Source organism: Sunxiuqinia indica (genome assembly GCF_009847015.1).
Lineage (GTDB): Bacteria > Bacteroidota > Bacteroidia > Bacteroidales > Prolixibacteraceae > Sunxiuqinia > Sunxiuqinia indica.
In genome coordinates this window covers 173,606-197,735 of record NZ_WVEM01000007.1, presented here as the reverse complement: position 1 = coordinate 197,735, position 24,130 = coordinate 173,606, and the positions used below count along the sequence as shown (strand labels likewise).

Sequence of the window (24,130 nt, the reverse complement as noted above, 5' to 3'; positions counted from 1 at the left end):
AACACCTTCAAGTCATGAAATCCAATCTCCAACTCCACCCCAAAACACTAAAATACTATCTTTCAAACAGATAGATTCTGAAAGTATCTCAAGAAACAATTGTGGGTTGCCTTATTCCTGTTTCAGGCCCAAATAACAGGCTAAGAATAGGAGTAGTTTTTCAAAAAAGTTAAGCTCGAACTCACTTGCCTTATCCACTCCCGGGCCATTAGCTCGTGTCCAAAAACAGTTGGATGAACACCATCCCAAATCCAGTAATCAATCGGGGCTAAATCTGCTGCCTGCTCAAATACCTGAGCGAAATCAACAACTACAGCAGCAAACTCTTTGGCAATTTTTCTAACAATTTCAGCGCGTGCCAATGTTTCATTCTTCCACCACTCCCAATTCTCCTTTCGTGCGCCAACAGGAAAAACAAACGGAATACCCAGTACAAAAAGAATATCGGGATTGGCTTGTTTTGACATAGTCAATAATTTTCGATAGCCCTCCTCAAATTCGCCTAAATCCTTGGCACTCGGATTTTTTTCAACAACTGCAGCAACGTCGTTAATTCCGACTAAAAGACTGAGCACATCGGGTTTGAGATTCAGCGTATCTTCCTGCCAACGCTTCTCCAAATCAGGGACTTTATTGCCGCTAATTCCCCGGTTATAAAATGAAAAGCCCGCCTGAGGAAAATCCGCACCAATCCGACTTGCAATAGAAAAAGCATAACCATGCCCCATGATATGGTTGGGATCGTTATTGCGTCCCCGATTGCCATCGGTAATAGAATCTCCCTGAAATAAAAAGGTCAGGTCTTTTTCTATTTCTGGGATTTCATTTGTCCTGTTGGCAAACGTATCTGAAGCAGTAAAGCCAGCCAATGCAGTGGCAATACCCGCTGTTTGCAGAAATCTTCGTCGAGTAACGTTTTTAGGTTTCATAAATTTATTGTTGAAGTCAGATTCATTTTGGAGATTTAAAAAAGTAGATTAAAATTAAAAAGTTTCTACGATTTTATCATATTTCATTTTAGCACGAACTAACACATCAACCATCTTTTGAGGAATCTGACCTGTTTGATCAGGAGGAACATTCAATAAAAAATTTGATCCTCTTTCTTTTGCAATCAATCGCATTCCCAAAACTTCATCTGCCGAGCGAATCTTATTATTTTCCTTCCAAAACCAGGTATAGCAAATTGTATCGCAAACTTCTCCGGGGATATAATAATCCTGATCTTTTCCCAAATAATCTTTCACCACGTACCAAGGATTATAGCCGTCGCGCGAAGGAGGCAACCCCCGTTCCATAGACACCAAATCAGTTGGCCAGGAATAGTCGGTTTTGATTTGATGCCCTTTCCCTACTCCACCATTCATCATCACGAACGTATCAGGTTGCAGTTGTGTAATTAGCTCATATTGTCTAACCCGGTTTTCATAACTGAGCATTCCAGGGATATCAATCCAAACTTCGGCAAACGGGCCATAGTTAGTCATCAATTCCTCAACCTGACTAAACTGAAAATCACAATATTCTGAAGTTGTAAACTTACTTTCCCATGGAACATTGGATGGTGTTGCCGACCCAAATAAATGATGATTATCCCACGAGCAATAATAAAAACCAGGTTTGATATTATATTTCTGGCAAGCGGAAATAAAGGCTTCCATCACATCCGTTTTATTTCCCGAATTTCCAACATGATAGTCAGTATATTTGCTAGGCCAAAGACAATGACCCGATACGTGTTTGGCAGTCAAAACAATGTATTTCATGCCAGCATCACGGGCAACCTTCACCCATTGATCGACATCCAGTTCCTTAGGATTATAGAGTGAGCAAGGATCTTTCCCTGAGCCCAACTCTTCACCGGAAAAAGTACTCATTCCGAAATGGATAAACATCCCATATTCCTGTTCGGTCCATTGCTCTAACTGGCTAACTGATAACCTTTGCACACCAGTTTTTTGAATATTTTCAGAAACAGAAGGAACAGAAGTAGAAGCGAAACCTTTCATTCCAATTCCTGCCATTGCAGAAGCCATAGCAGATTTCTTGATAAAATCACGACGATTAAATTGATCAGGCATATGGATCTGAGTTAGGTTAATTATAAGATTAAAAAATAGAGGTCCAATAATACTTGAGCCTCTATTTTTGCATAAATATTACCAATTAGTAACCCGCATTTTGGGTTAGGTTCGGATTGGCATTCATTTGTGATTGTGGAATTGGAAATATATTTCTGGTGTCAGGGTCATCGCTATCCTTGAAGGTCCATCTCCCTTTGGTGAATTTATCAAACCGAACCTGATCATTTCGTCTCCATCCTTCTCCCGCAAATTCCCATCCGCGTTCAGCTAATAAAGCGTCCATGGTTAATGTGGCCGTTGTATAAAGCTTGCCAGAAGGATCGTCAAAAGCACGGCTTCTTACCTCATTGACCAGCTCAACAGCTTCAGCAGTAGCATTACCGCCATTTTTACGCATCAACGCTTCTGCTTTCATCAAAAGAACATCAGCATAACGTATTACGGCATAGTCGCAGGATACGGTATAGTTCTTAGCTCCGGTATAATCATACTTGGCTAAACGCGCACCTTCGTCCTCAAATGAACCTTCTAACGAGGTTAAATCGATACTAAAAGATAATGGCTTACCAGCCAACTCTTGATTGCAAACTAATTGTTCTCCTGTTAACGCATACTGTGGACCAACTAACCAAGCATTTCTTCTAACATCGGTCTCATCATAAGACCTGTAAAAAGAGGGCATGGCACAGAAACCGTTCCAACCTCCAGCTTCCATATTAAATGTCTTATTGGAGTTAAAATGAAGAGTCCAATATTGAAATTGATTCATATAATCCCAACTTGTTGTATAAACATCATCAAACGGAATCACAAAAATGTTTTCAGGAGAGCCTTGATTCTCAATAGCAAAATTTGAAAAATACTCGGAAGCCAACGAATAATTATCTGAACTGATGATGGCATCACAGGCCGAAATACATTCATCAAGCATAGAAGTACCTGTATAAACTTCGGCATTCAAATACAGTTTTGCCAAAATAGCCTGAGCTGCATAATAATGCATACGCCCATATGAAGTCATGTCTGTTTTTTTACTTAACACATCCAGACTGTTCTCCAAATCGGTTTTAGCAAAATCAAAAACCTCTTGCCGTGTATTGTTCGCAGGCGCATATCCCTCCGGTACATCAAATTGATCAACAATAGGAATATTCCCAAATTGATCCAAACCCATGAAATAAGCGAACGCCCGAATGGCACGCAGCTCATCCATAATACTAATCAAAGCATCACTTTTGTTTTCAATTAAATCAAATTGATATAGAATCCGGTTACAGTTTGAAGCAGTATTATATACAGACCTCCAGGCCGAATTGAAAAGATCCATTTCCGAAGTCCAGGTATGCAATGCCATTCTTCGGTACATACCGCCATTGTCCCAATGGATACCTCTTGTAGGCAGCACCGCTTCATCGGTACAGAGACTATTAACCCCCCATGTTCCGTAAACTTGTACAAATCTGCGGAGTTCGTTATACGCGGGACCAGCTGCTGCCAGAACCTGCTTATCGGTCTGATAAAATTCCTCGGTAACAATGGTATCGTACACCTCTTCGTCAAGATTTGTACACGACCACAGTCCAAATAGTGCAAATAATATGATTAATTTTTTCATGATTCGTGTGTTTTAAAATTTAAGGTTAAAACCAATAGTATAAGTTCTTGTACTTGGATAGTCACCTCTGGAATCTACTCCCGGTTCCAATCCTCCGATTGAACCTTCAGGGTCAATTCCTTTGTACCCGGTTATCACTAACAAGTTTGTTCCTGTAAAGAATATTCGTCCTGATTTTAACCATTTTGAACTTTGCAATGGAATATTATATCCGATAGTGAGGTTATCCAATTTCACAAAATCACCATTCTCAAGGTAGAAATCAGAGAAGTTTTGCGTGTCCCAAATTTCAGAATCCATTGCTGATTTCATAATATTCAAAGGAAGCATAATTGGATTTTCGTAGAAAATTCGTTTTTGGTTGATAATCTGATGACCAAACATACCACGGAACATTAATGACATATCCCAATTTCTATAACGGAACGTATTGGTTAGCCCGGCGTAGAAATCCGGAATTCCATTTCCAATGTTTGTCCGGTCTTCAACGGTAATACCATCAACACCATCCGTATCTTTAAAAATCCATTTACCATCTTCGGTTAACCCCTCATAAACGAATCCATGAATATTACCGATTGAACCACCTTCGTAATAACGGTGTGTCCATGCAGAAACACCCGGTGAACCAATTTCACCCACATTTCGGTATTCCAGAGAATAATACTCGTTGGATAATGACAACAATTTATTTTTCCGGTAGTCAAAATTTAAATCAATATTCCATTGGAAATCCCTACTTTGAACAGGAATCGCGCTAATTGTGAATTCTAATCCGGAATTACGCATTGAACCAACATTGGCCATGGTCTCTTCATACAAGTTTGGAGGAACCGGCACATCGTACAAGTGTAAAAGATCCTTGGTATCACGCACATAATAATCAACCGTACCACCCACTCGTCCTTGACTTACAGACCAGTCAATACCAAAGTTATATTCATGTTTGGTTTCCCATTTCAGGTTCGGATTTGGGTTACTGTCAGGGCCATAGCCCGGAATAAACTCTCCATTATAAAAGAAGTAACCTGCTTCGGCCATTCTGGACAACGATAAGTAAGGATCAATTCCCTGATTACCTGTGACACCGTATCCGGCACGAATCTTCAATAAATCAAAGTTTGAATCATCCAAAAACCCTTCTTGAGTTAAATCCCAAGCTCCGGATATCGCGGGAAACGTACCCCACTTATTGTTGGCCCCAAACTTAGAAGAGCCCTCTCGACGAACACTGCCCGACAAGAAATATTTTCCTTTGTAATTATAAGCTGCGCGAGCGAAGAAACCAACCAACTTGTTTTCTGATTTGTAGGAGCCCATATCAGCACTTCCATCCTTTAGTTTGGTTCCAGATCCCAAGTTGTTATACAATAGATCATCCGAGATAAAATTTGTGTTTTCTGCATCAAACCCTTCATCAACAAATGACTGAAACGAGTAACCAGCAGTCGCACTAATTGTATGCTCATCAAAGGACTTGTTGAAGTCGACTGTGGTTTCTAAGGTTTTCGTATCCCTGGCAATTGCCTCTCGACTTGCCGTACCCGAAGTTCCTGCAGTTTCCTGTGTAAATGCATAACTGGGTTCATAATAACCATTTAACGAACGATATTTTTGAATTCCTCCAACAACACCAGCTTTCAACCAATCTGTTAGATAAAGCTCAGCTCCCAGATTCGCAAATAAAGTTGAAGAGCCATCATCACGAGTTCTTTCAGTTAATTGACCAACCGGATTTTCATATTGCCATCCGGCTATCTCGAATAAACTACCATCATCATTGTAAACAGGCTCTGTTGGATTCCGTTTGATTGCCTGGCGGAATGCATCGTAGTTTACAGGATTTGAAGCACGATCTGACAAACCAAGTTGAACGGTCAATTGCAACTTATCATTTAACGCCATTTGCCGTAAATTCATATTGGCACGATACTCTTCCATTTTTGAGTTCAACATCACACCTTCCTGATCAGTGTAATATAATGACAAACGGTAAGTCGTTTTATCCGCTCCACCACTCATCGACAAGTGTTGTACATGACTGAAAGGAGAACGAGTGATTTCATCAAACCAATCCGTATCATAACCATGATCAATCATACCACTCGCAACTTCGGGGTGAGACGCTTGCAGCCTGGTTTTCATTTCACGATATTCATCTCCATTCAAAACTTCAACTTGTTTTAATATGGACTGAGTCGTCAATCTGGATGAATACTCTACTTGAACATTCCCTTGCTTCCCTCTTTTAGTCGTTATCAGAATAACTCCATTCGTTCCGCGCGTACCGTAAATTGCCGCAGCCGAACCATCTTTCAAAATATCCATTGATGCAATATCCTCCGGAGCAATAGAATTCAAATCGCCCCCCGGAATACCATCAACAACAACCAAAGGTTCTTGATCGGCACTGATACTAGAAGAACCACGCAAGCGAATTTCAAAACCGCTAGTTGGGTCGCCACCATTTGTTCGGGTGATACTCAATCCGGCTACTTTACCCTGAATTAACTGCATCGCATCGGAAGAAGCAATTTGATTAAAATCATCTGCTTTTACTGAAGCAACGGAGCCGGTTAATTCTCTCTTTTTTACGGTGCCATAACCAATAGCAACAACCTCTTCCAACCCGATGGTTTCCTCCTCAAGGCTAACATCAATTGATTTCCGTCCGTCAACAGGAATTTGAGTGGTTCGCATTCCGACAAATGAATAGGTTAATGTTCCAGCTGACGGCACCTCTGAAATAGAATAATGACCATCGATATCCGAAATCGTTCCATTCATAGTTCCTGCAATTGTAACGGTTACCCCCGGGATAGGCTCACCCGAAAGACTTGTAACTCTACCAGAAACTGTTAGCAGCTCTTGCCCTGTTGCATTTGGATTAGTCTTATTTTGATCTGTTATAACAATGTAATGACTAATGAATTCATACTTCAAACTTGAAGGCTTCAAAATAAGATCTAGAATTTCTTCTACGGTCTTATTTTCAACATTAAGATTAATCTTTTCGAGGATATCCAGATTGTTACTGTTGTATGCAATTTGATAATCCGTTTGGTTTTCAATTGCATTAAAAACATCCAGAATTGTAGCCTGAGACATATTCATCGTGACGGTGCTCACTTGTGAATATGACTGGGAAGCAAAAGTCATAAGTCCGGAAAAAATCAGGATCAATAATAGTTTCATAACTCTTAAGAACTTTGAGTAATGGAGAAATCGATCCCCAAACCCATTGGTTTTACATTTTTTCATAAATTTGTTTAGTTTTTCGTTAAACTTAAGGTTTACACGTAAAGATGGCGGGTAGTGTATGTTGGCGCAGAACTACCCGCTTACTTTTTCAAATAGCTTAGCTTTTCATTTTCGGTTTGATATATATTTTTTGTTTGTTTATGTGATAGTTTATATTCATTGTCTTTTCGATAATCTGCATTAACCGATCAATGCTTTCTCCTTCCTGTAATTCAACCGTCAGTCTTTTATGGTCATACAGTTTTTCATCATAAACGATTTCGACATCATACCAGCGTTCAATTTTCTTAACAAGGTTACTAAATGTATCATCTCTGAAAACCAATCGGTTATTCCTCCACCCAACAATTTCTTCAGAATTAAACCCTGATTTTGACACCGACTTTTGGCTACCGGAAATATTGACAAGTTCTCCCGGATGGACATCAATCTCATCACGATTCTCTATCAACAATTTGATTTTCCCGGATAAAAGCGCCGTTTCAACCTGACTTTCATCGTAATAGGCCTTTACATTAAATGTTGTACCCAGCACCTTAACAGCCACGTTCTTAGCATTTACGATAAAGGGAGCATTGGCATTATGGGCAACCTCGAAATAAGCCTCCCCGTCCAGAAAAACTTCTCTTTTGCCACTTCCAAACTTCACAGGATACTTTAATCGCGTTCCAGAATTCAACCAGATATGCGTGTTATCGGGCAATACAATTTCTGATTTTTGACCATTTGGCACGATGGCCTCTGCATATTGAAGATTAGAATCTACTCGCGAAAGAACGAGGTAGCCTGACACTAAAACAAGAGGTAGAATAAGGATTGCTGCTATCTTTTGTAGTTGTTTAACCCATTTCCGATCCCAGAAAATTTCCTGACTCCGTGTTTGATACGCTTGGTTAACCTGGGCAATTATATCAGAGAATGAAGTATTGGACTCAACTTCATGTGCAATATTCCAGTAGTCATGCATCCAAACATCAATCACCTGGCTATTTTTTGGATCTTCCAACCCCCTCTTAAGGGCCTTTAATTCCTGTTTTGACAGGAAATCGTCTTGTATAAATCTTTTTAACAGAGACAAGCTTTGATCGCTCATAGATTCGATAGTTTGTATTCAATACGAAAGCAAACTCAGTTTCCGTGAAGCCAAATCAAAAAAAATAAAGAAAATTCTTAAAGCTGACTATCCACGTGGTTCTACTACGAAGTAGCGCGGCAACTTTATTTCGCCCCAAAAGCCTAAAATCGAATGTTCCCTATTTCACGCCTCCGTCAGTCGGAAGACTGACAACTTCCCCGATTTTCAGGAAAGAAAATATGAACCCTCGAGACTGAGTTTCAAAGAATTATTTGATTAGAAAATTATCAGCAGAATGTTATTGCGAACTATCTTTAACTTTTCTCTCAAAAATTTCAACGCCTTCCGAATTTGGGTGTCTACTGTATTTTCTGAAATTTCCAACTTTTCTGCGATCTGTCTGTAGGTCAAGCCTCCGAATCTACTCAGTTCGAAAATCTCCTTCCGGCGTTCCGGCAATTGATGAATCAACTCAGTTATTTTTTTCTCTAATCCCAATTGTTCATCTGTATTGTCAGACTGCTCCCTAATATTCAGGTCGGCGATCAGGTTGTTGCCCATAAAATAAATACGGCGATTTACTGAAGACTTCAGTTGATCAATGATTTCATTTTTGGCGATCGTATACAAGAATGCAGAAAAAGACTTGTCGATAGACAACTTTTCTTTTTGAAGCCAAACCTTAATAAACACTTTTTGAACGATGTCGTCTGCATCAATTTGAGATGGGGCAAATTTGAGTACAAACCCTTTTACTTTGTTTTTGTATTTATAAAAAAGGACTTCAAAGGCGAAATGGTCTTGATTTATCAATCTCGTTACCAGTTCAATCTCACTATGAAGTTCGAGTTTTTTCAAGGAGTAAGTTTTTGTTATGGCTTTGCTCAAATATAACCTTTTCATTGGTTGTACTTCGCATCATATAAAATAAAAACGAGCAAAAAGATATGAAAACTTTGAAGAGGTCATCTTAACGAAGTTTCCACTTTAAAGCTACAAACTGCCTACAGAAGATAGTAAGTAACTTAAGGCTTGCCTTTAACAACTGGAATTGAAAACCGAAATATTGCTCCTTTTCCTTCCTCGCTTTCAACCCAAATAACCCCCTTGTTCTTTTCGATAAATTCGCGACAGATCACCAATCCTAAACCACTACCAGTTTCGCCCGAAGTTCCTGCCGACGTTGAATAGTTCTGACTATCAAAAATATTGCGCTGAACTTCCTCTGTCATTCCAACCCCTTGATCGGACACTGAAAATTGAATATTTGCACCAATCTGCTTACCTTCTATACGAATAACTGTTTCAGGATAAGAAAACTTGATCGCATTGAAAACTAAGTTACGAATGACTGTTGCAATCATATCTTTATCGCCATAAATCTTCAATTCTTCATCCATATCGACTTCAACAACCTGAGATTTTTCTAACAAATTTGGGGCTGCCAAACTTAAAATACTATCAACAACTTCCTTCAGTTTAAAATTGGTATTGTATACTTTGATCATATTGGTCTGTGACCGAGTCCAGTGTAGCAGGTTCTCCAATAATGAGAATCCTTGCTCGGTTGCATTATTTAAGTCGATAATAATCCGTTTGAGATCATCTCGGCTAAAGGAGTCAAATTGTTCGCGCAACAGGCTGGTAAAACTAATTAAGGCATTAAACGGATTTCGCAGGTCGTGAGCTATAATGGAGAAAAAACGGTCTTTTGACAAGTTTAGTTTTTTCAGCTCCTGAGTTTTATCGTGCAGCTCGCGGGCCAGTGTTCGTTCTTTTCGCAAGAGGAAAAACAAGACGGACAGAAAAATAACAACCAGCAAAATAATTAAATACAAATAGTGCTGAATACTTCTGGAGTCTACCAATAGCTTTTCCTGCTGTTCATTTTTCTTTTGAAGCTCCAATATTTCACGCTGCTTTTTTTCAAATTGGTATTGGGTTTCCAGCTTTCGGATTTTAAGTTCTTGTTTCTCTCCTATCAAACTATCATACACCGTATTGTATTGATCGTAGTACTCAAAAGCATTTTTGTAATCCCCAATATCTTCGTAATAAATAGAAAGGTTGCCGTAAATATCACCTGTAAAATCATACATGTTCAATTCGGATGCTATTTTTAATGCAGTTTTAAAATTCTCCAACGATTTCGGGTAATCTTTAAGGTCCAGATAAACTAAACCAATATTGTTTTTTGCAATCGCAACCCCTGCTCGATCTCTGGATTCCTCATACAATTCCAACGCTTGTAGATAATAACTTAAGCTTTCATCGTAATTTTTAAGATCGTATTCAAGTGTTCCCAGATTATTAACAACATTCACCATCGAAAGGCTGTCATTCAACTCTTTGGCTAGCTCAAAAGCCAGATTATTATATTTTCTTGACCGCTCGTATTGTTTGAGATTCTGATAACTGATTCCCAAATTGATATATGAAAAAACCAATCCCTCTTTGTTATTAGCCAAACTGTCTATAAGATATGATTCATGGTAAAATTCGAGAGCGCGGTCAAAGTCTTCCAGCTCATCAAAAATCATCCCCAGGTTATTATAAACGATCGATTTTTGTCTTACGTTCGGTTTGCGATCCAAAATATTTAGTGCCTTATAAAAATAATTGGTACTACTTTCGTAGTTTCCAATATTAAAATCAGCCAACCCAAGGTAATTGTAGATTTTCACTTGTAGGGAATCATTTTCAGCTGATTCAGCACTGTCCAAAGCTTCATTCAGACAAGTAACCACAAAGTCATAATAGATAATGGAATCAAGGTATTGGTCACTAAAATCAAGCAATGCATCTACCCTATCTTTTTCATCCGCTGCTATAATTGTTTTCAGAGAATCGGTGTTAACAGAATACCCACTGACAATCCCTCCCCCAACAAAAAACAGAAATAATAGAATCAGTTTAAATTTCATAACGAACTTCAGATTAGCCCAACTCGGCTGCAAATATAAGATAAAAGAATATAGAATCTTAGAAATTGAAAGTTGAAACGTGGTAGAGAAAAAAATATGTAACTAAAAAACAGTTTTATCACCCCATAAGATTTTATTTAACAGTCTAAATTTCTTTGAAATACAGGAGATTATGCGTAATTCTGTTATCAAAATAACCCATTAATTATTACGATTATGGAAACTCGTTCTACTCAATCCTTCATTGATCGTGAAGCACGTTATGGAGCCCACAATTATCATCCACTACCTGCAGTGCTGGAACGTGGCGAAGGAATCTATGTTTGGGATGTTGACGGCAACCGATATCTGGATTTCCTGGCCGCTTACTCAGCAGTTAACCAAGGACATTGCCACCCAAAAATTGTTGAAGCACTCACCCAACAGGCACAAAAACTAGCTTTAACCTCACGGGCTTTTTACAACGATGTATTAGGCGAATGGGAAGAATACATGTGCAAGCTTTTTGATTACGACAAGATGCTGCCGATGAATTCCGGAGCCGAAGCCGATGAAACCGCACTGAAACTTATTCGAAAGTGGGCCTATAAAGTGAAAGGGGTGCAAAAAAATGAGGCTAAAATTGTAGTCTGCAACGGGAATTTCCACGGGCGAACAATCACCATTATCTCCATGTCTTCGGATCCGGATGCTTATAGTGATTACGGACCGTACACTCCCGGCTTTATCAACATCCCCTACAACGACACCAATGCACTTGAACAGGCTTTGCAAGATCGGAATGTTGCCGGATTTTTAGTTGAACCTATTCAGGCTGAAGCGGGCGTTTATGTTCCTGAAGATGGTTTTCTGAAAAAAGCAGCTGATTTGTGTAAAAAACACAATGTTTTATTTGTTGCCGACGAAGTACAAACCGGCTTGGCCAGAACAGGCCGAATGCTGGCCTGCGACCATGAAAATGTTCGACCCGATATCCTGATACTCGGGAAAGCTATTTCCGGCGGTATGCTTCCGGTGTCCTGCGTGCTGGCTGATGACGAGATTATGCTCACCATCAAACCCGGAGAACATGGATCAACCTACGGAGGTAACCCGATTGCGGCAAAAGTAGCCATGGCAGCACTGGATGTTATTCAGGATGAAAAGCTAGCCGAAAACGCTGAAAAAATGGGACGACTTTTTCGAAGTGAAATGCAAGCGATTGATTCGGAAATGATTGAAGTAGTAAGAGGGAAAGGACTGCTCAACGCCATCGCCATAAAGCCGATGGATGGCAAAACAGCCTGGGATGTGTGTTTAGCGATGAAAGAAAATGGATTATTGGCCAAACCAACTCACGAACATATTATCCGGTTTACCCCACCATTAATCATTAACGAAACTCAAATGATGGAGGCCATCAATCGGATTAAAGAGACATTTAACACTTTTGGTTTTTAGAATGTCACCTAAGTAAAAAGGAGCCAGAAACCTGGTTCCTTTTTACTTTAACAAAAATGAGGACTAACATTTCATGTTAATCCTCATTCATCGAGTTATTTTTACTCAAAACGACCTATCGTTTTGCCTTTTTCTCTCTCTTTTCTGCCTTCTTTTCTTTTGGAGTTTTCAGTGGCTCCTTTTTTGCAGTTTTTTTAGCGTCATGTGATTTTGCCATAATGTTCTATTTTAGCTTTATTAAATTGAAATAAGCTCATTCAATTGCAAAATTACATCTTTATATGATCGGTTGTACAGATCGACATCGTTAAAATCAGAAAAGGTGAGCATTTTCTTCATGTTGAAAGAACTTGGAACAACAAAAAGTTAGGCAAAATAAAAAAGCACATAAATTATCAATTTACGCGCTTTTAAGTCTTTTTACTTCTCGTCCGATAATTCAGCTGGATTTCGATTGATACAATAGCACTCTAAAAACTCAATTCCTAATGCTACGCTCTATATTTATTATTGGCAGTGCCATTCAATTACTTTTTCGATCGCTTTTTGGCAAACCGGGCAAAACCCTTTGGCTTCATTGGTTTTCATGCGACAGTCCATCATTGGGCTATAAATTCCTTTTGTCAGATAACCACCACCTTCAAAAACACCCACCAGTTTGCTATTGGCAACATTTCTAGGCGTTGGTTGTGGTGTGCCTTCTTGAATCAAATCCGTCCATTTTGATTCAAAATCAACCAACGTAGTAATATTCGGTTCCCAAGGCTCCACCTCCAAATTATAATAATCAGCATAAGCTACATCAGAAGTATAATACTCATCAGCTAATCCGGCAAAGCCATGTCCAAATTCATGAATAAACACAATTTCGGATAAACTATCGTCAACTGAAGTCAGTGACAGATAGTTGTAAAATCCACCACCTCCATATCTATCGGTATTTACTAACACGTAAATATGATCATATGGGACTACAGCTGCGGCATCGTGAATTGCAAGCATATCTTGTGACGTCAGGTAGCGCGGTGTATCAAAGGTGTAAAAATTGGAGTTGAAGGCTGTATTCTTATAAATGTGTTCGCCTGGCACGTCTGTTCCCGATTCATCAGACGGAACCTCAACAGCATAAACATTAAAATCGTCTTTATGCTTATTGAACGGAGCAGCGGAAAACAAGGCGTCTATCATCCGCCTGGCATCGGCTTCAAATTTATCCATCTCTTCTGAAGTATAGCCTTCCGACAAAATAACCAGATCAACCTTTTTTTCGGGTTCTCCACTGTCGATAATTTTTTCTGACTTCAGATTTATCGGATTTTCATTCAGAATAAAATAGTTCTCTGGATCTACATCAGTCGAATAAACGCTTACAAATTCTCCTTCCCAGTTTCGCTCTTCTACAACAAAAGAGCACGTTTTTTTAGGAAACGGCAAAATAGCCACTTGGTAAAAACTGCGCTTTTGTTTTTTTGCTTCATCAGTGGTTTGCCACTCTTGAAAAATGGGACAGAATCCTTTGGAAAAAATCAACTCGTTCGACTCTTTGTCGAAAAGCTGATACCGATAGGTTCCAAAATCAAATTCGTCAATTAAATTAAAATGCGAACCGCCATAATTAGGCTCCTTCTTTAACTGTTCCAGAATAACTTCAGCCGTATCAGCCGTTCCGGTCAATAAGTAATCAATACGCAAGGTCTTGTTTATAAAATAGTCCGAAAACTGAGGTTTTGCCATTAAAACCCCGGATGTAAAAACACTCAACAAGCTGATAAGCATCCATTTTCTAATCATAACAAAATCATTAATTTTAGCGTCTAAATTAGGAACAAATTAATTAGAATAAATTGATATTCGTCAGATGAACTACTTACTAGAGCTTTTTAGAACAATTTTATCAGACTTAAGTGTCCCTGAGAACAGTGCGAATCACATTTCAATTTTTGCATGCCTGCTTGTTTTGGCGTTGGTTTCGTACCTTGCTCAGTGGATAACCAGAATAGCACTAGCTAAAATTGTTCACCAGTTTGTTCAAAAAACAAAAACCCAGTGGGATGATTTTCTGGTTCAGCGAAAAGTATTTAGTGCTTTGGCTCATCTTTCATCTGCACTCATTATCTATTACGCTTCTGGTTTTTCTGATAGTGAATTAGTCAACAAGCTACTTTATGGTTTTTCAAGAATTTACTTTATCGGAATCTTTACCTTCTTCACAATACGAATTGGTAATGCTGCCAACGACATCTACCAAACTACTCCATACGCTATCAACCGTCCAATCAAGGGATATATCCAGCTGTTTCAGATATTGATCTTTTGTGTAGCAATCATCTTTGTCATTTCAGTGCTTATTGACAAAACCCCCCTCTACCTGCTTGGTGGATTGGGAGCTATTGCCGCCGTATTGCTTTTAGTTTTTAAGGATACAATTTTAAGCCTTGTAGCTAGTATTCAGCTGTCGGCCAACAAAATGCTGAAACCCGGCGACTGGATTGCAATGCCAAGCCACAATGCTGACGGAACAGTAATTGACATCAGCTTAAATACAGTGAAAGTCCAGAACTGGGACAAAACAATTACGACCATTCCAACCTATGCGTTGGTGTCCGAATCGTTCAACAACTGGATTGGCATGGAGGAATCCGGGGGTCGCCGAATTAAACGATCAGTAAACCTGGATATGCGCAGTGTCCGTTTTTGTGATAAAGCGACACTTGAAAAATTAAGTCATTTTTATTTGCTGAAAGATTATCTGGAAGAGCGAGAAAAAGAGATCAAAGCGTTCAATAAAAATCTTAAAATAGAAGATGGCGACGTATACAATGGACGCAGACAAACCAACCTTGGAATTTTTCGACGTTACCTTGAAAACTATCTTCGCCAACATCCGATGATTCATCAGGAGCTGACCTTCCTTGTTCGTCATTTACAACCATCAGAAAAAGGACTACCCCTGGAGTTTTATGTTTTCAGCAAAGATCAGAATTGGGCTAAGTACGAAGCTATCCAGGCTGATATCATGGATCACATTTTAGCGATATTACCCGAATTCGGACTCCGTGTTTTTCAAAATCCAAGTGGTTACGACATATCGGACTACATCAGTCAACCCAACGGCACTTCAAAAAAATAGCGAGTAAATGAGTCGGAAAATCATATTGTATCAGATAGTGTCAATTAGAATATGAAAAAAATAATATACTTTTGCCGACCTGAATTTGAACCAACTTATTACTCATACATTACAAGTATCTGCTTATAAATTATTACTAAAGACTTAAAAAGTTATCCGATTATTTATAATTTATTGGGTTTTTATATCTTTAACTTTTAATTTCAAAGTTGAAAAACACAACCAGAATGAATAAAGAAAATACAAATCCGCTGCCACAAATAGATGAATTAGATGAAAAAATTCTGCGGCTTATTACTAAAAATGCCCGTATTCCATTTTTGGAAGTTGCCCGGGAGTGTGGTGTCTCCGGAGCTGCTATTCATCAGCGCGTACAAAGACTTCTAAATTTAGGGGTTGTTTCCGGTAGTGAATTCATTGTTAACCCATCAAAATTGGGTTACAACACCTGTGCATACATGGGATTATTCCTTGAAAAAGCCAAATTTCATGCTCCTGTGGTTGAAGCATTAAGCAAAATCCCGGAAATTGTAGAGTGCCATTATACAACAGGGTCATATGCTATTTTTGTAAAAATTCAAACAAAAACCAACAATGATTTGAAACGAATTATTGACGAAGAAATGCAGGACATTGAAGGTATCGCCCGCACGGAGACATTCATTTCGTTAGAAATGGAATTTAAGCGACAAGTACCAATCAAATAGAAACAAACAATTACCAAACCATATAGAAACGCCTCATTTTGGGGCGTTTTTTTTATGTCCTACTTTTTGATTTCTGCTTCTCCGGTTCATTCATCCAGCATTGAAGAGAACAATTAAAGCCGACAAGGAGATTTGTTTTCAATTCTATTTAGTCCATGACAATGAAAGGAGTATTCAGAAATTACGAAAGTCTGGAACTAATCAATTTGATAAACTCTTCGCGAGTAGCAACCCGTTCAAAAGCACCGGTAAAATCAGAAGTTGTTGTGATCGAATGTTGTTTTTGGACTCCCCGCATCTGCATGCACAAATGCTGAGCCTCAATAACGACAGCCACCCCAAGCGGATTTAAGGTTTCCTGTATACATTCTTTTATCTGAAGGGTGAGCCGCTCCTGCACCTGCAATCGACGGGAGAAAGCATCAACAACCCGGGCAATTTTGCTCAGTCCGGTAATATATCCATTGGGTATGTATCCAACATGTGCCTTTCCAATAAATGGCAACATATGATGTTCACACATCGAGTAAATCTCAATATCTTTCACAATAACCATCTGGCGATAATCTTCTTTAAACATGGCCGAACGCAACATGGCCTCAGGATCCTGCTCATATCCCTGCAATAAATATTGCATTGCCTTAGCAACTCGCAGCGGAGTTTTTTCCAGACCTTCGCGCGACATATCTTCTCCTAACAAATCGATTATCTGCCGGTAATGTCCACTTATTTTTTCCGTATTTTTACTATTAAATCTTTCGATGCGGCGATAACCGCTTTGCTCGCCATTAAATGATTCTTCCATGTCAAAATGCTTCCCATTGATTTTTCGATCCGAATATTGCAAACAGCAAAAGTAAAAACTTATCCTTTTAATTCATAAATCAGAAGAAATTATCAATAATAAGCTCTTTTGATCACTTTATTTTTGCCGTTAATCTTCTCAAAACGAGAAGAAATAATATTTTTGTGTCAGAAAAATTAAAATATATCGGTAGGCGACACAATAATTTTAACATTTTTTAAGTTTGAGTGTAAACTAAAACCTACTTAGGTAGTTAAATCTTACTTATATGATCGTTGTTACGGGTGCTGCAGGATTCATTGGAAGTTACATGGTGGGAAAGCTTAATCAGGAAGGATTTCAGGATTTAATTCTTGTTGACAAATTCAACGACCCCTTAAAAATATCGAACTACATTTCGAAAACATACAACCAACTACTTGACCGCGATAATTTTTTCGAATGGCTCAATGACAATCACCAATTTGTTCAATGCATCATCCACCTTGGCGCAAGAACTGATACCATCGGGCAAGAACCTGAAATATACAAGCAACTCAATTTCGATTACTCGAAGCGCATTTGGAAAAGCTGTGTGCAATTTGGATTGCCATTAATTTATGCCTCATCAGCTTCAACTTATGGCGACGGAGAATTTGGATTTGACGATAATCATCAGCTTGTTGATCAATTCAAACCACTGAATTGCTATGCGCAATCAAAACATGATTTTGATCTTTGGGCTCTGGCACAAGAAAAAAAGCCTTATTTCTGGGCAGGATTAAAATTCTTTAATGTTTTTGGGCCGAACGAATATCACAAAGGGCGAATGGCTTCTGTTGTTTACCAGGCATTTAACCGTGTTTCTGAAACACAAAAAATGACTTTATTTCGCTCCCACCGTCCGGCGTATAAAGATGGAGAACAAGCACGCGATTTTATCTATGTAGACGATGTCGCTGATGTGATGTTGCATTTTATGAAAACCCGCAAACATTCGGGAATCTACAACGTGGGAACAGGAACTGCAAGAACTTACGTCGATTTGGCCAAAGCTGTTTTCAAAGCCATGGACATGAAAGAAGACATTAGTTTTGTTGATACACCTGAGGATATCCGCGACAATTATCAATATTACACCTGTGCAAAAATCGAGAAACTGAGAATAGCCGGTTACAACAAACCGTTTACAAAGTTAGAAGATGCTATTGACGATTACATCAAATCTTATTTAGCAGCAGAGTACTGTTATTAATTCGGGGAAGCGGCACAAGCTCACGGTATTCGAAAAAACTCAAACTCGCAACTGGCAACCTAAAACGAGCAACTCCCTCAGTGGTCGCGTGTAAAAACCCACTCTTTTCCTTTCGAAAGGTCATTATTGAAATAATACCCGTCCAAATCAAACGCTTTTAAATCCTCTGGATTGGTAATCCGATTTTGAACGATAAACCGGCACATTAAACCGCGCGCTTTTTTCGCATAAAAAGAGATCATTTTATATTTTCCGCTTTTCAGATCTTTAAAGACCGGGGTAATAACCTCATAACCAATCTTTTCCGTATCGATCGCTTTAAAGTATTCATTTGAAGCCAAATTGATCAATGGCCCCCCTGCTTTCAGTTCCTTGCTGATTGCTTTTGTGACCTTTTCCTGCCAAAAATCGTACAGGTTATTTCTGCCATTAACTCCAAATTTAGTTCCCATTTCCAACCGGTAAGGCTGAATCAGATCCAAGGGTTTCAACACACCATAAAGTCCCGACAATATTCTGATTTTTTCCTGAGCGACTTCAAAGTCCTTGTCAGTAAAACTTTCGGCATCCATCCCCTGATAGACATCTCCGGTAAAAGCCAACACCGCTTGCTTTGCATTTTCGGGAGTAAACGGAGTCTTCCATTTCCGGTTGCGTTCAAAGTTCAGCTCGCCCAACTTATCCGAAATGCTCATCAACTCAGACAACTCTTTGGGTGAAAGTTTCTTCAGCTCTTTATGAATCAGACGCGATTCTTTTAGAAAAGAAGGTTGAGAATATTTTTCAGTAGCCGGCTTTGTTTCAAAGTCCAACGACTTTGCGGGCGAAATAACTATCAGCATAACATTTGTTTTTGTAACTTTTAAAACAAGCGGAACAATTGAAAAGTTTAGCTTATTTCCGCTCCAGCAAAACCACATTTTCAACATGGTGGGTATGCGGAAACATATCCACTGCCAGAACTTTAGTTACCCGGTACTTTTCATCCATCATCGCCAAATCGCGTGCCTGCGATGCCGGATTACAACTAACATAGACCACCTTTTCGGGAGCAACATTCAAAATGGTCTTCACCACATCTTCGTGCATGCCAGCACGTGGGGGATCAGTAATAATCACGTCCGGCGTCCCGTGGGTTGAGATAAATTCATCGTTCAAGACATCTTTCATATCGCCGGCAAAAAAACTCGTGTTTTCAATACCATTTATTTCTGAATTGATTTTGGCATCTTCAATCGCCTCCGGGACATACTCAACACCAACTACCTTTTTAGCTTTTCGGGCTACAAAATTGGCAATTGTTCCGGTTCCGGTATACAAATCGTAAACCACTTCGCTGCCAGACAAGTCAGCAAATTCGCGAGCCACTTTATACAACTCATAAGCTTGAGCCGAATTGGTTTGGTAAAAACTTTTGGGTCCAATTTTAAACCGTAATCCTTCCATTTCCTCATAGATATGATCCGGTCCTTTGTAAGCAATCACCTCCTGGTCGGTTATCGTATCGTTTCCTTTGCTATTGATCACGTACATCAGTGAAGTCAGTTCCGGAAATTCAGCATCAATTGCATTCAGCAATCCTTCCCGTTTTTCAACATCTTCCTGGTAAAAAGCCAATATCAACATGGTCTCTCCGGTTGAAGCTGTCCGGATAATCATGTTCCGTAAAAAACCTTCCTGATTTCGAATATCAAAAAACTCCAGCTTATTTTTAAGCGCGTACGATCGAATGAAATTACGGACTGGGTTGGAGGGATCGGGCTGAAGCCAGCACTTTTCTATATCGATGATCTTATCAAACATGCGTGGAATATGAAATCCCAGCGCATTCATCGTTACCGGCTCCTCTTCAGAGTCAATCTCTTCAATAGTCAACCAGCGTTTATTTGAAAAACTAAATTCAAGCTTGTTCCGATAAAAAGTGTTTTTTTCAGAGCCGAGAATTGGACTCACTTCAGGCAACTCAATTTTCCCCAATCTTTTCAACTGATCAACAACTTGCTGTTGCTTATAATACAATTGCTTTTCGTAGGGTAAAAATTGCCATTTACAGCCGCCGCAAACTCCAAAGTAATCACAAAACGCTTCTACCCGATCAGCCGACTTTTCATGTACTTTAACCACACGGGCTTCTTGGTATTTTTTCCGTTTTTTGGTCACCTGCAAATCCACTACATCTCCCGGAATAGCGTGTGTCGTAAACACAACCATGTCGTTAACACGTGCAATGGCTTTTCCTTCGGCACCAATGTCGGTTATTGTAACTTGCTCATAAAAAGGCTTTTTTCGGCGGCTTCGTCCCATACAGTTCTATTTTGGTGCAAAAATAGGAAAATAGATGAACGAGCAGCTGTCAATCTCTTAAATTGTAAATGAAATGATTAATTAATCCCACACTCTTACAACTTAATCTTCACTCTATTTTCTAATGGATTCTTCTATCTTTGCACTTCAATTTTTTATGTGTTATGATTTCAGTTGATCAGTTAGTCGTAAGTTTTGGAGGATTTGAACTTTTAAAGAAGATATCGTTTTTGGTAACCCCTAAAGACCGGATTGGGTTGGCAGGTAAAAACGGAGCGGGAAAATCAACCTTACTTAAAATCATTGCCGGACAGCAGTCGCCATCTGAAGGATCAGTCGTTGTTCCAAAAGATATTCGCGTTGGCTACTTACCTCAGCATATGAATGTTTCGAATAAACATACCGTTTTTGACGAAGCGAAAAAGGCTTTCGATGAGATCCTGCAAATCAAAAATGAAATTGAACACATTAATCACCAAATTGCTACTCGCAAAGATTACGAGTCGGACGAATACATGGGATTGATTACCAAGGTTACTGAGTTGAATGATCATCACCATATGGTTGGCGGGGCAAATTTCGAAGCCGAAATTGAACAGACATTAACCGGTCTTGGGTTCAAACGAAGTGATTTCACTCGGCAAACAAGCGAATTTAGTGGTGGATGGCGCATGCGTATTGAGTTGGCAAAAATATTGCTAAAAAAACCGGATGTCTTTTTACTCGATGAGCCGACCAACCACCTGGATATTGAATCGATCCAGTGGCTGGAAGATTTCCTGAAAAGCTATGCCGGTGCAGTTGTTTTAGTTTCGCACGACCGCGCTTTTTTGGATGCGGTAACTAACCGAACCATTGAGATTTCGCTGGGAAGAATATACGATTACAAGGCCAACTACACCAAATACCTGGAGCTTAGGCAAGAACACAAGGAAACCCAATTGGCTGCTTATAAAAACCAGCAAAAACTAATTGAAGATACCGAAAAATTTATTGAGCGATTTCGGTATAAGGCAACAAAGGCTGTTCAGGTGCAATCGCGCTCGAAAATGCTTGAAAAACTGGACCGAATTGAAATTGATGAGGAAGATAACTCGCGACTCAACATCCGTTTTCAACCACCGGAACGCTCAGGAACAATTGTTGCCGACTGCAAACACTTGACAAAAAGATATGGCGACTTATTAGTTCTCGACGACATTCATTTAATGATTGAGCGCGGTGACAAAATTGCCTTTGTAGGTAAAAATGGCGAAGGAAAAACAACGTTGGCTCGCGTTATTATGAATGAACTCGATTACCAGGGTAACTTGAAAATCGGTCATAATGTGAAAATCGGTTATTTTGCTCAGGATCAGGCTCAACGATTAAATGAGAATTTGTCGGTATTGGAAACAATCGACGAAATAGCTGTTGGCGATGTTCGAACTAAAATCAGGGATATTCTTGGGGCTTTTATGTTCTCGGGCGAAGATGTTGAGAAAAAAGTAAAAGTGCTGTCGGGAGGTGAGCGCTCACGCCTAGCGATGATCCGGCTGATGCTGGAGCCTGTGAACTTTTTGGTGATGGATGAACCAACCAACCACCTGGATATGCGTTCGAAGGAGATTTTGAAACAAGCTTTGGCTAGTTACGAAGGAACTGTTTTAGTTGTATCACACGATCGTGAGTTTTTGGATGGGCTGGTCAATTGTGTTTATGAATTTAAAGACCGAAAAGTAAAACAACACCTTGGTGGTATTTACGAATTCCTCCGTCGCAAGAAGATGGAATCGATGAAAGAATTGGAGCACAAAAGTCAAGTTAATTCCAATTCTGAAAAAAAAGAAAAACCCCAACAGGTTGAAAGCAAATTCAGCTACAACGAGCGCAAGGAAATAAATAAGAACATTAGCCGGCTGGAAAAGCAAATAGCGCAAGCAGAGCAGGAAATTACAAACCTGGAAAATACGATTGAAGATTACGACAAGAGAATGGCAAATCCTGATTCGCTGGAAGATCATAGCATCTTTGAAGAGTATGATCAACTAAAAGCCAAACTTGAAGAAGTTATGACAGCATGGGAAAACAACCAACTGGAATACGAAACATTGAAAGAACAAAAAACCTGGTAACATGTATAAAGCAAAACCGCAGAAAAATACCGACGACTTTATTTTTGGCATCCGTGCCGTTATTGAAGCCATCGACTCAGGAAAAGAAGTTGATAAAATACTGATCAAAAAAGGCTTGGGTGGCGAATTGTTTAAAGAGCTGTTTGAAAAGATCAGGGAATTCCAGGTTCCGTTTCAGTATGTGCCGATGGAAAAAATCAACCGCATTACCCGAAAAAATCACCAGGGAGTATTGGCCTTTATTTCGCCAGTTACTTTTTATGAATTGGAAAACTTTCTTCCATCGGTATTCGAAGCTGGCAAAAACCCATTGATTTTGGTATTGGATCAGGTAACCGATGTTCGAAATTTTGGTGCGATCGTACGCACGGCAGAATGTGCGGGGGTTGACGCAATCGTGATTCCCGAGAAAGGAGCTGCCAGGATTAACGCCGATGCAGTAAAAACTTCGGCTGGAGCGTTGCATCTGCTACCAATCTGTAGAACTAAAAACCTAAAGGAAAGCATTATTTTTCTGAAAGAATCAGGGTTAAAAATAGCGGCAGCTACCGAAAAATCTTCATTCAACTATACCCAGGCCAACCTTTCGGGGCCCACAGCCATCATCATGGGCTCGGAAGAAAAAGGGATTGAAATGCAACTATTGAACTTAGCCGATGAGCAAGTTCAAATTCCTATTCTTGGTAAAATTGAATCGCTTAATGTTTCGGTAGCCGCCGGACTATTAATTTACGAAGCCGTCAGGCAACGCCTTCATCATTCATGAATGGGCACCTGACGTTTAAAGGTTTCCTCCAACGAAATGAACGTTTCGGTACTCGAAATGCCGCCAATTCGTTGGACTTTGTCACTTAAAACTTCCTTCAAATGTTCATTATCACGTGCATACACTTTCACAAAAATAGCATATTGCCCTGTAGTGTAATGACATTCGACAATTTCTGGAATTTCTTTTAATTGGTTGGCAACATCTTCGTAAAACCCACCTTTTTCAAGAAAAACGCCAACATAAGTACATGTCTTATAATCAACCTTTTTGGGATCAATATGATACCCTGATCCGGTAATTACGTCCATCTCAACCATCCGATTTACGCGTTGGTGAACAGCAGCTCGAGATACGCCAACTTCGGAAGCAACGTCCTTAAAAGGAACACGTGCATTTTTAGTAATAATGTCCAGAATGTGTAAATCTATCTGGTCCAAATTGTTTCTTAGTGTCATATAATTTAACTTCAGCCTTAAATTTATGCGTCTAAAATTAAATAAATTTTAGCAGATAGATAAATAAACAAAAACTTATCTTTCAATATGCAAACGAAAGTCATATTTTCGGTTCACTCCTAACTAGCTGTATTCGAAATAAATGATCAGTTACACATTTCCTAAATGTTAAATCCGAAGAGGTTCACAGAGACATTTTTTATCAATTTGAAT

General features: G+C 39.3%; 18 protein-coding genes. 6 read left to right on the top strand and 12 right to left on the bottom strand.

The genetic code is table 11. From position 1 onward, the window contains the following. Positions 1–140 precede the first annotated feature (140 nt). The 7 genes from GR929_RS12335 to GR929_RS12305 all read right to left on the bottom strand — a co-directional run bounded on the left by GR929_RS12335 (position 141) and on the right by GR929_RS12305 (position 10,959). The gene (locus tag GR929_RS12335) at positions 141–929 is read right to left on the bottom strand and encodes an SGNH/GDSL hydrolase family protein (protein ID WP_159520236.1); all 789 of its coding nucleotides are present in this window, start codon (positions 927–929) and stop codon (positions 141–143) included. A gap of 54 nt (positions 930–983) precedes the next feature. Next, positions 984–2,081 (bottom strand): alpha-L-fucosidase, encoded by a 1,098-nt coding sequence (locus tag GR929_RS12330; protein WP_159520367.1) that lies wholly within the window; start codon positions 2,079–2,081, stop codon positions 984–986. 85 nt (positions 2,082–2,166) lie between these two features. After that, positions 2,167–3,699, bottom strand: coding sequence for a RagB/SusD family nutrient uptake outer membrane protein (locus GR929_RS12325; RefSeq protein ID WP_159520234.1), 1,533 nt, complete (start codon positions 3,697–3,699; stop codon positions 2,167–2,169). A gap of 12 nt (positions 3,700–3,711) precedes the next feature. After that, positions 3,712–6,894: a TonB-dependent receptor gene (locus GR929_RS12320; protein WP_159520232.1), complete on the bottom strand. Its 3,183-nt coding sequence runs from the start codon at positions 6,892–6,894 to the stop codon at positions 3,712–3,714. A gap of 163 nt (positions 6,895–7,057) precedes the next feature. Next, positions 7,058–8,053, bottom strand: coding sequence for a FecR family protein (locus GR929_RS12315; RefSeq protein WP_159520230.1), 996 nt, complete (start codon positions 8,051–8,053; stop codon positions 7,058–7,060). Positions 8,054–8,311: 258 nt separating this feature from the next. Then, positions 8,312–8,893 carry an RNA polymerase sigma factor gene (locus GR929_RS12310; RefSeq protein ID WP_159520228.1) on the bottom strand — a complete coding sequence of 194 codons (582 nt, stop codon included), beginning with the start codon at positions 8,891–8,893 and terminating at the stop codon, positions 8,312–8,314. Between the two features lie 167 nt (positions 8,894–9,060). Continuing rightward, on the bottom strand, positions 9,061–10,959 hold the full coding sequence (locus GR929_RS12305; protein ID WP_159520226.1) for an ATP-binding protein: 1,899 nt from the start codon (positions 10,957–10,959) through the stop codon (positions 9,061–9,063). Positions 10,960–11,175: 216 nt separating this feature from the next. Here GR929_RS12305 and rocD point away from each other — a divergent pair, with 216 nt between their 5' ends. Next, the gene (gene rocD / locus GR929_RS12300) at positions 11,176–12,399 is read left to right on the top strand and encodes an ornithine--oxo-acid transaminase (RefSeq protein WP_159520225.1); all 1,224 of its coding nucleotides are present in this window, start codon (positions 11,176–11,178) and stop codon (positions 12,397–12,399) included. A 507-nt stretch (positions 12,400–12,906) separates the two neighbouring features. On the opposite strand, the gene GR929_RS12290 is transcribed toward rocD, so the two are convergent. Then, positions 12,907–14,190, bottom strand: coding sequence for a M64 family metallopeptidase (locus GR929_RS12290; protein ID WP_201300992.1), 1,284 nt, complete (start codon positions 14,188–14,190; stop codon positions 12,907–12,909). Positions 14,191–14,257: 67 nt separating this feature from the next. Between GR929_RS12290 and GR929_RS12285 the strand changes: the two genes are divergently transcribed. Both GR929_RS12285 and GR929_RS12280 read left to right on the top strand, forming a co-directional pair. Beyond that, entirely contained in the window at positions 14,258–15,529 is a 1,272-nt protein-coding gene (locus GR929_RS12285; protein WP_159520221.1) for a mechanosensitive ion channel family protein, read from the top strand. A gap of 227 nt (positions 15,530–15,756) precedes the next feature. Continuing rightward, a complete protein-coding gene (locus GR929_RS12280) occupies positions 15,757–16,236 on the top strand; it encodes an Lrp/AsnC family transcriptional regulator (protein ID WP_159520219.1) in 480 nt (159 codons plus the stop codon). Positions 16,237–16,417: 181 nt separating this feature from the next. Here GR929_RS12280 and folE read toward each other — a convergent pair whose 3' ends face one another. Further along, on the bottom strand, positions 16,418–17,041 hold the full coding sequence (gene folE, locus GR929_RS12275) for a GTP cyclohydrolase I FolE (RefSeq protein WP_159520217.1): 624 nt from the start codon (positions 17,039–17,041) through the stop codon (positions 16,418–16,420). Between the two features lie 268 nt (positions 17,042–17,309). Here folE and rfaD point away from each other — a divergent pair, with 268 nt between their 5' ends. Beyond that, positions 17,310–18,275, top strand: coding sequence for an ADP-glyceromanno-heptose 6-epimerase (gene rfaD, locus GR929_RS12270; protein ID WP_159520215.1), 966 nt, complete (start codon positions 17,310–17,312; stop codon positions 18,273–18,275). Positions 18,276–18,352: 77 nt separating this feature from the next. Here rfaD and yaaA read toward each other — a convergent pair whose 3' ends face one another. After that, entirely contained in the window at positions 18,353–19,117 is a 765-nt protein-coding gene (yaaA, locus tag GR929_RS12265) for a peroxide stress protein YaaA (protein ID WP_159520213.1), read from the bottom strand. Between the two features lie 52 nt (positions 19,118–19,169). Beyond that, positions 19,170–20,579, bottom strand: coding sequence for a 23S rRNA (uracil(1939)-C(5))-methyltransferase RlmD (rlmD, locus tag GR929_RS12260; protein ID WP_159520211.1), 1,410 nt, complete (start codon positions 20,577–20,579; stop codon positions 19,170–19,172). 164 nt (positions 20,580–20,743) lie between these two features. Here rlmD and GR929_RS12255 point away from each other — a divergent pair, with 164 nt between their 5' ends. After that, positions 20,744–22,693: an ABC-F family ATP-binding cassette domain-containing protein gene (locus GR929_RS12255; RefSeq protein WP_159520209.1), complete on the top strand. Its 1,950-nt coding sequence runs from the start codon at positions 20,744–20,746 to the stop codon at positions 22,691–22,693. A 1-nt stretch (position 22,694) separates the two neighbouring features. Then, on the top strand, positions 22,695–23,459 hold the full coding sequence (gene rlmB, locus GR929_RS12250; RefSeq protein WP_159520208.1) for a 23S rRNA (guanosine(2251)-2'-O)-methyltransferase RlmB: 765 nt from the start codon (positions 22,695–22,697) through the stop codon (positions 23,457–23,459). Here rlmB and GR929_RS12245 read toward each other — a convergent pair. Beyond that, a complete protein-coding gene (locus tag GR929_RS12245) occupies positions 23,450–23,917 on the bottom strand; it encodes an Lrp/AsnC family transcriptional regulator (protein WP_159520206.1) in 468 nt (155 codons plus the stop codon). The genes rlmB and GR929_RS12245 overlap by 10 nt on opposite strands. Positions 23,918–24,130: the final 213 nt, after the last annotated feature.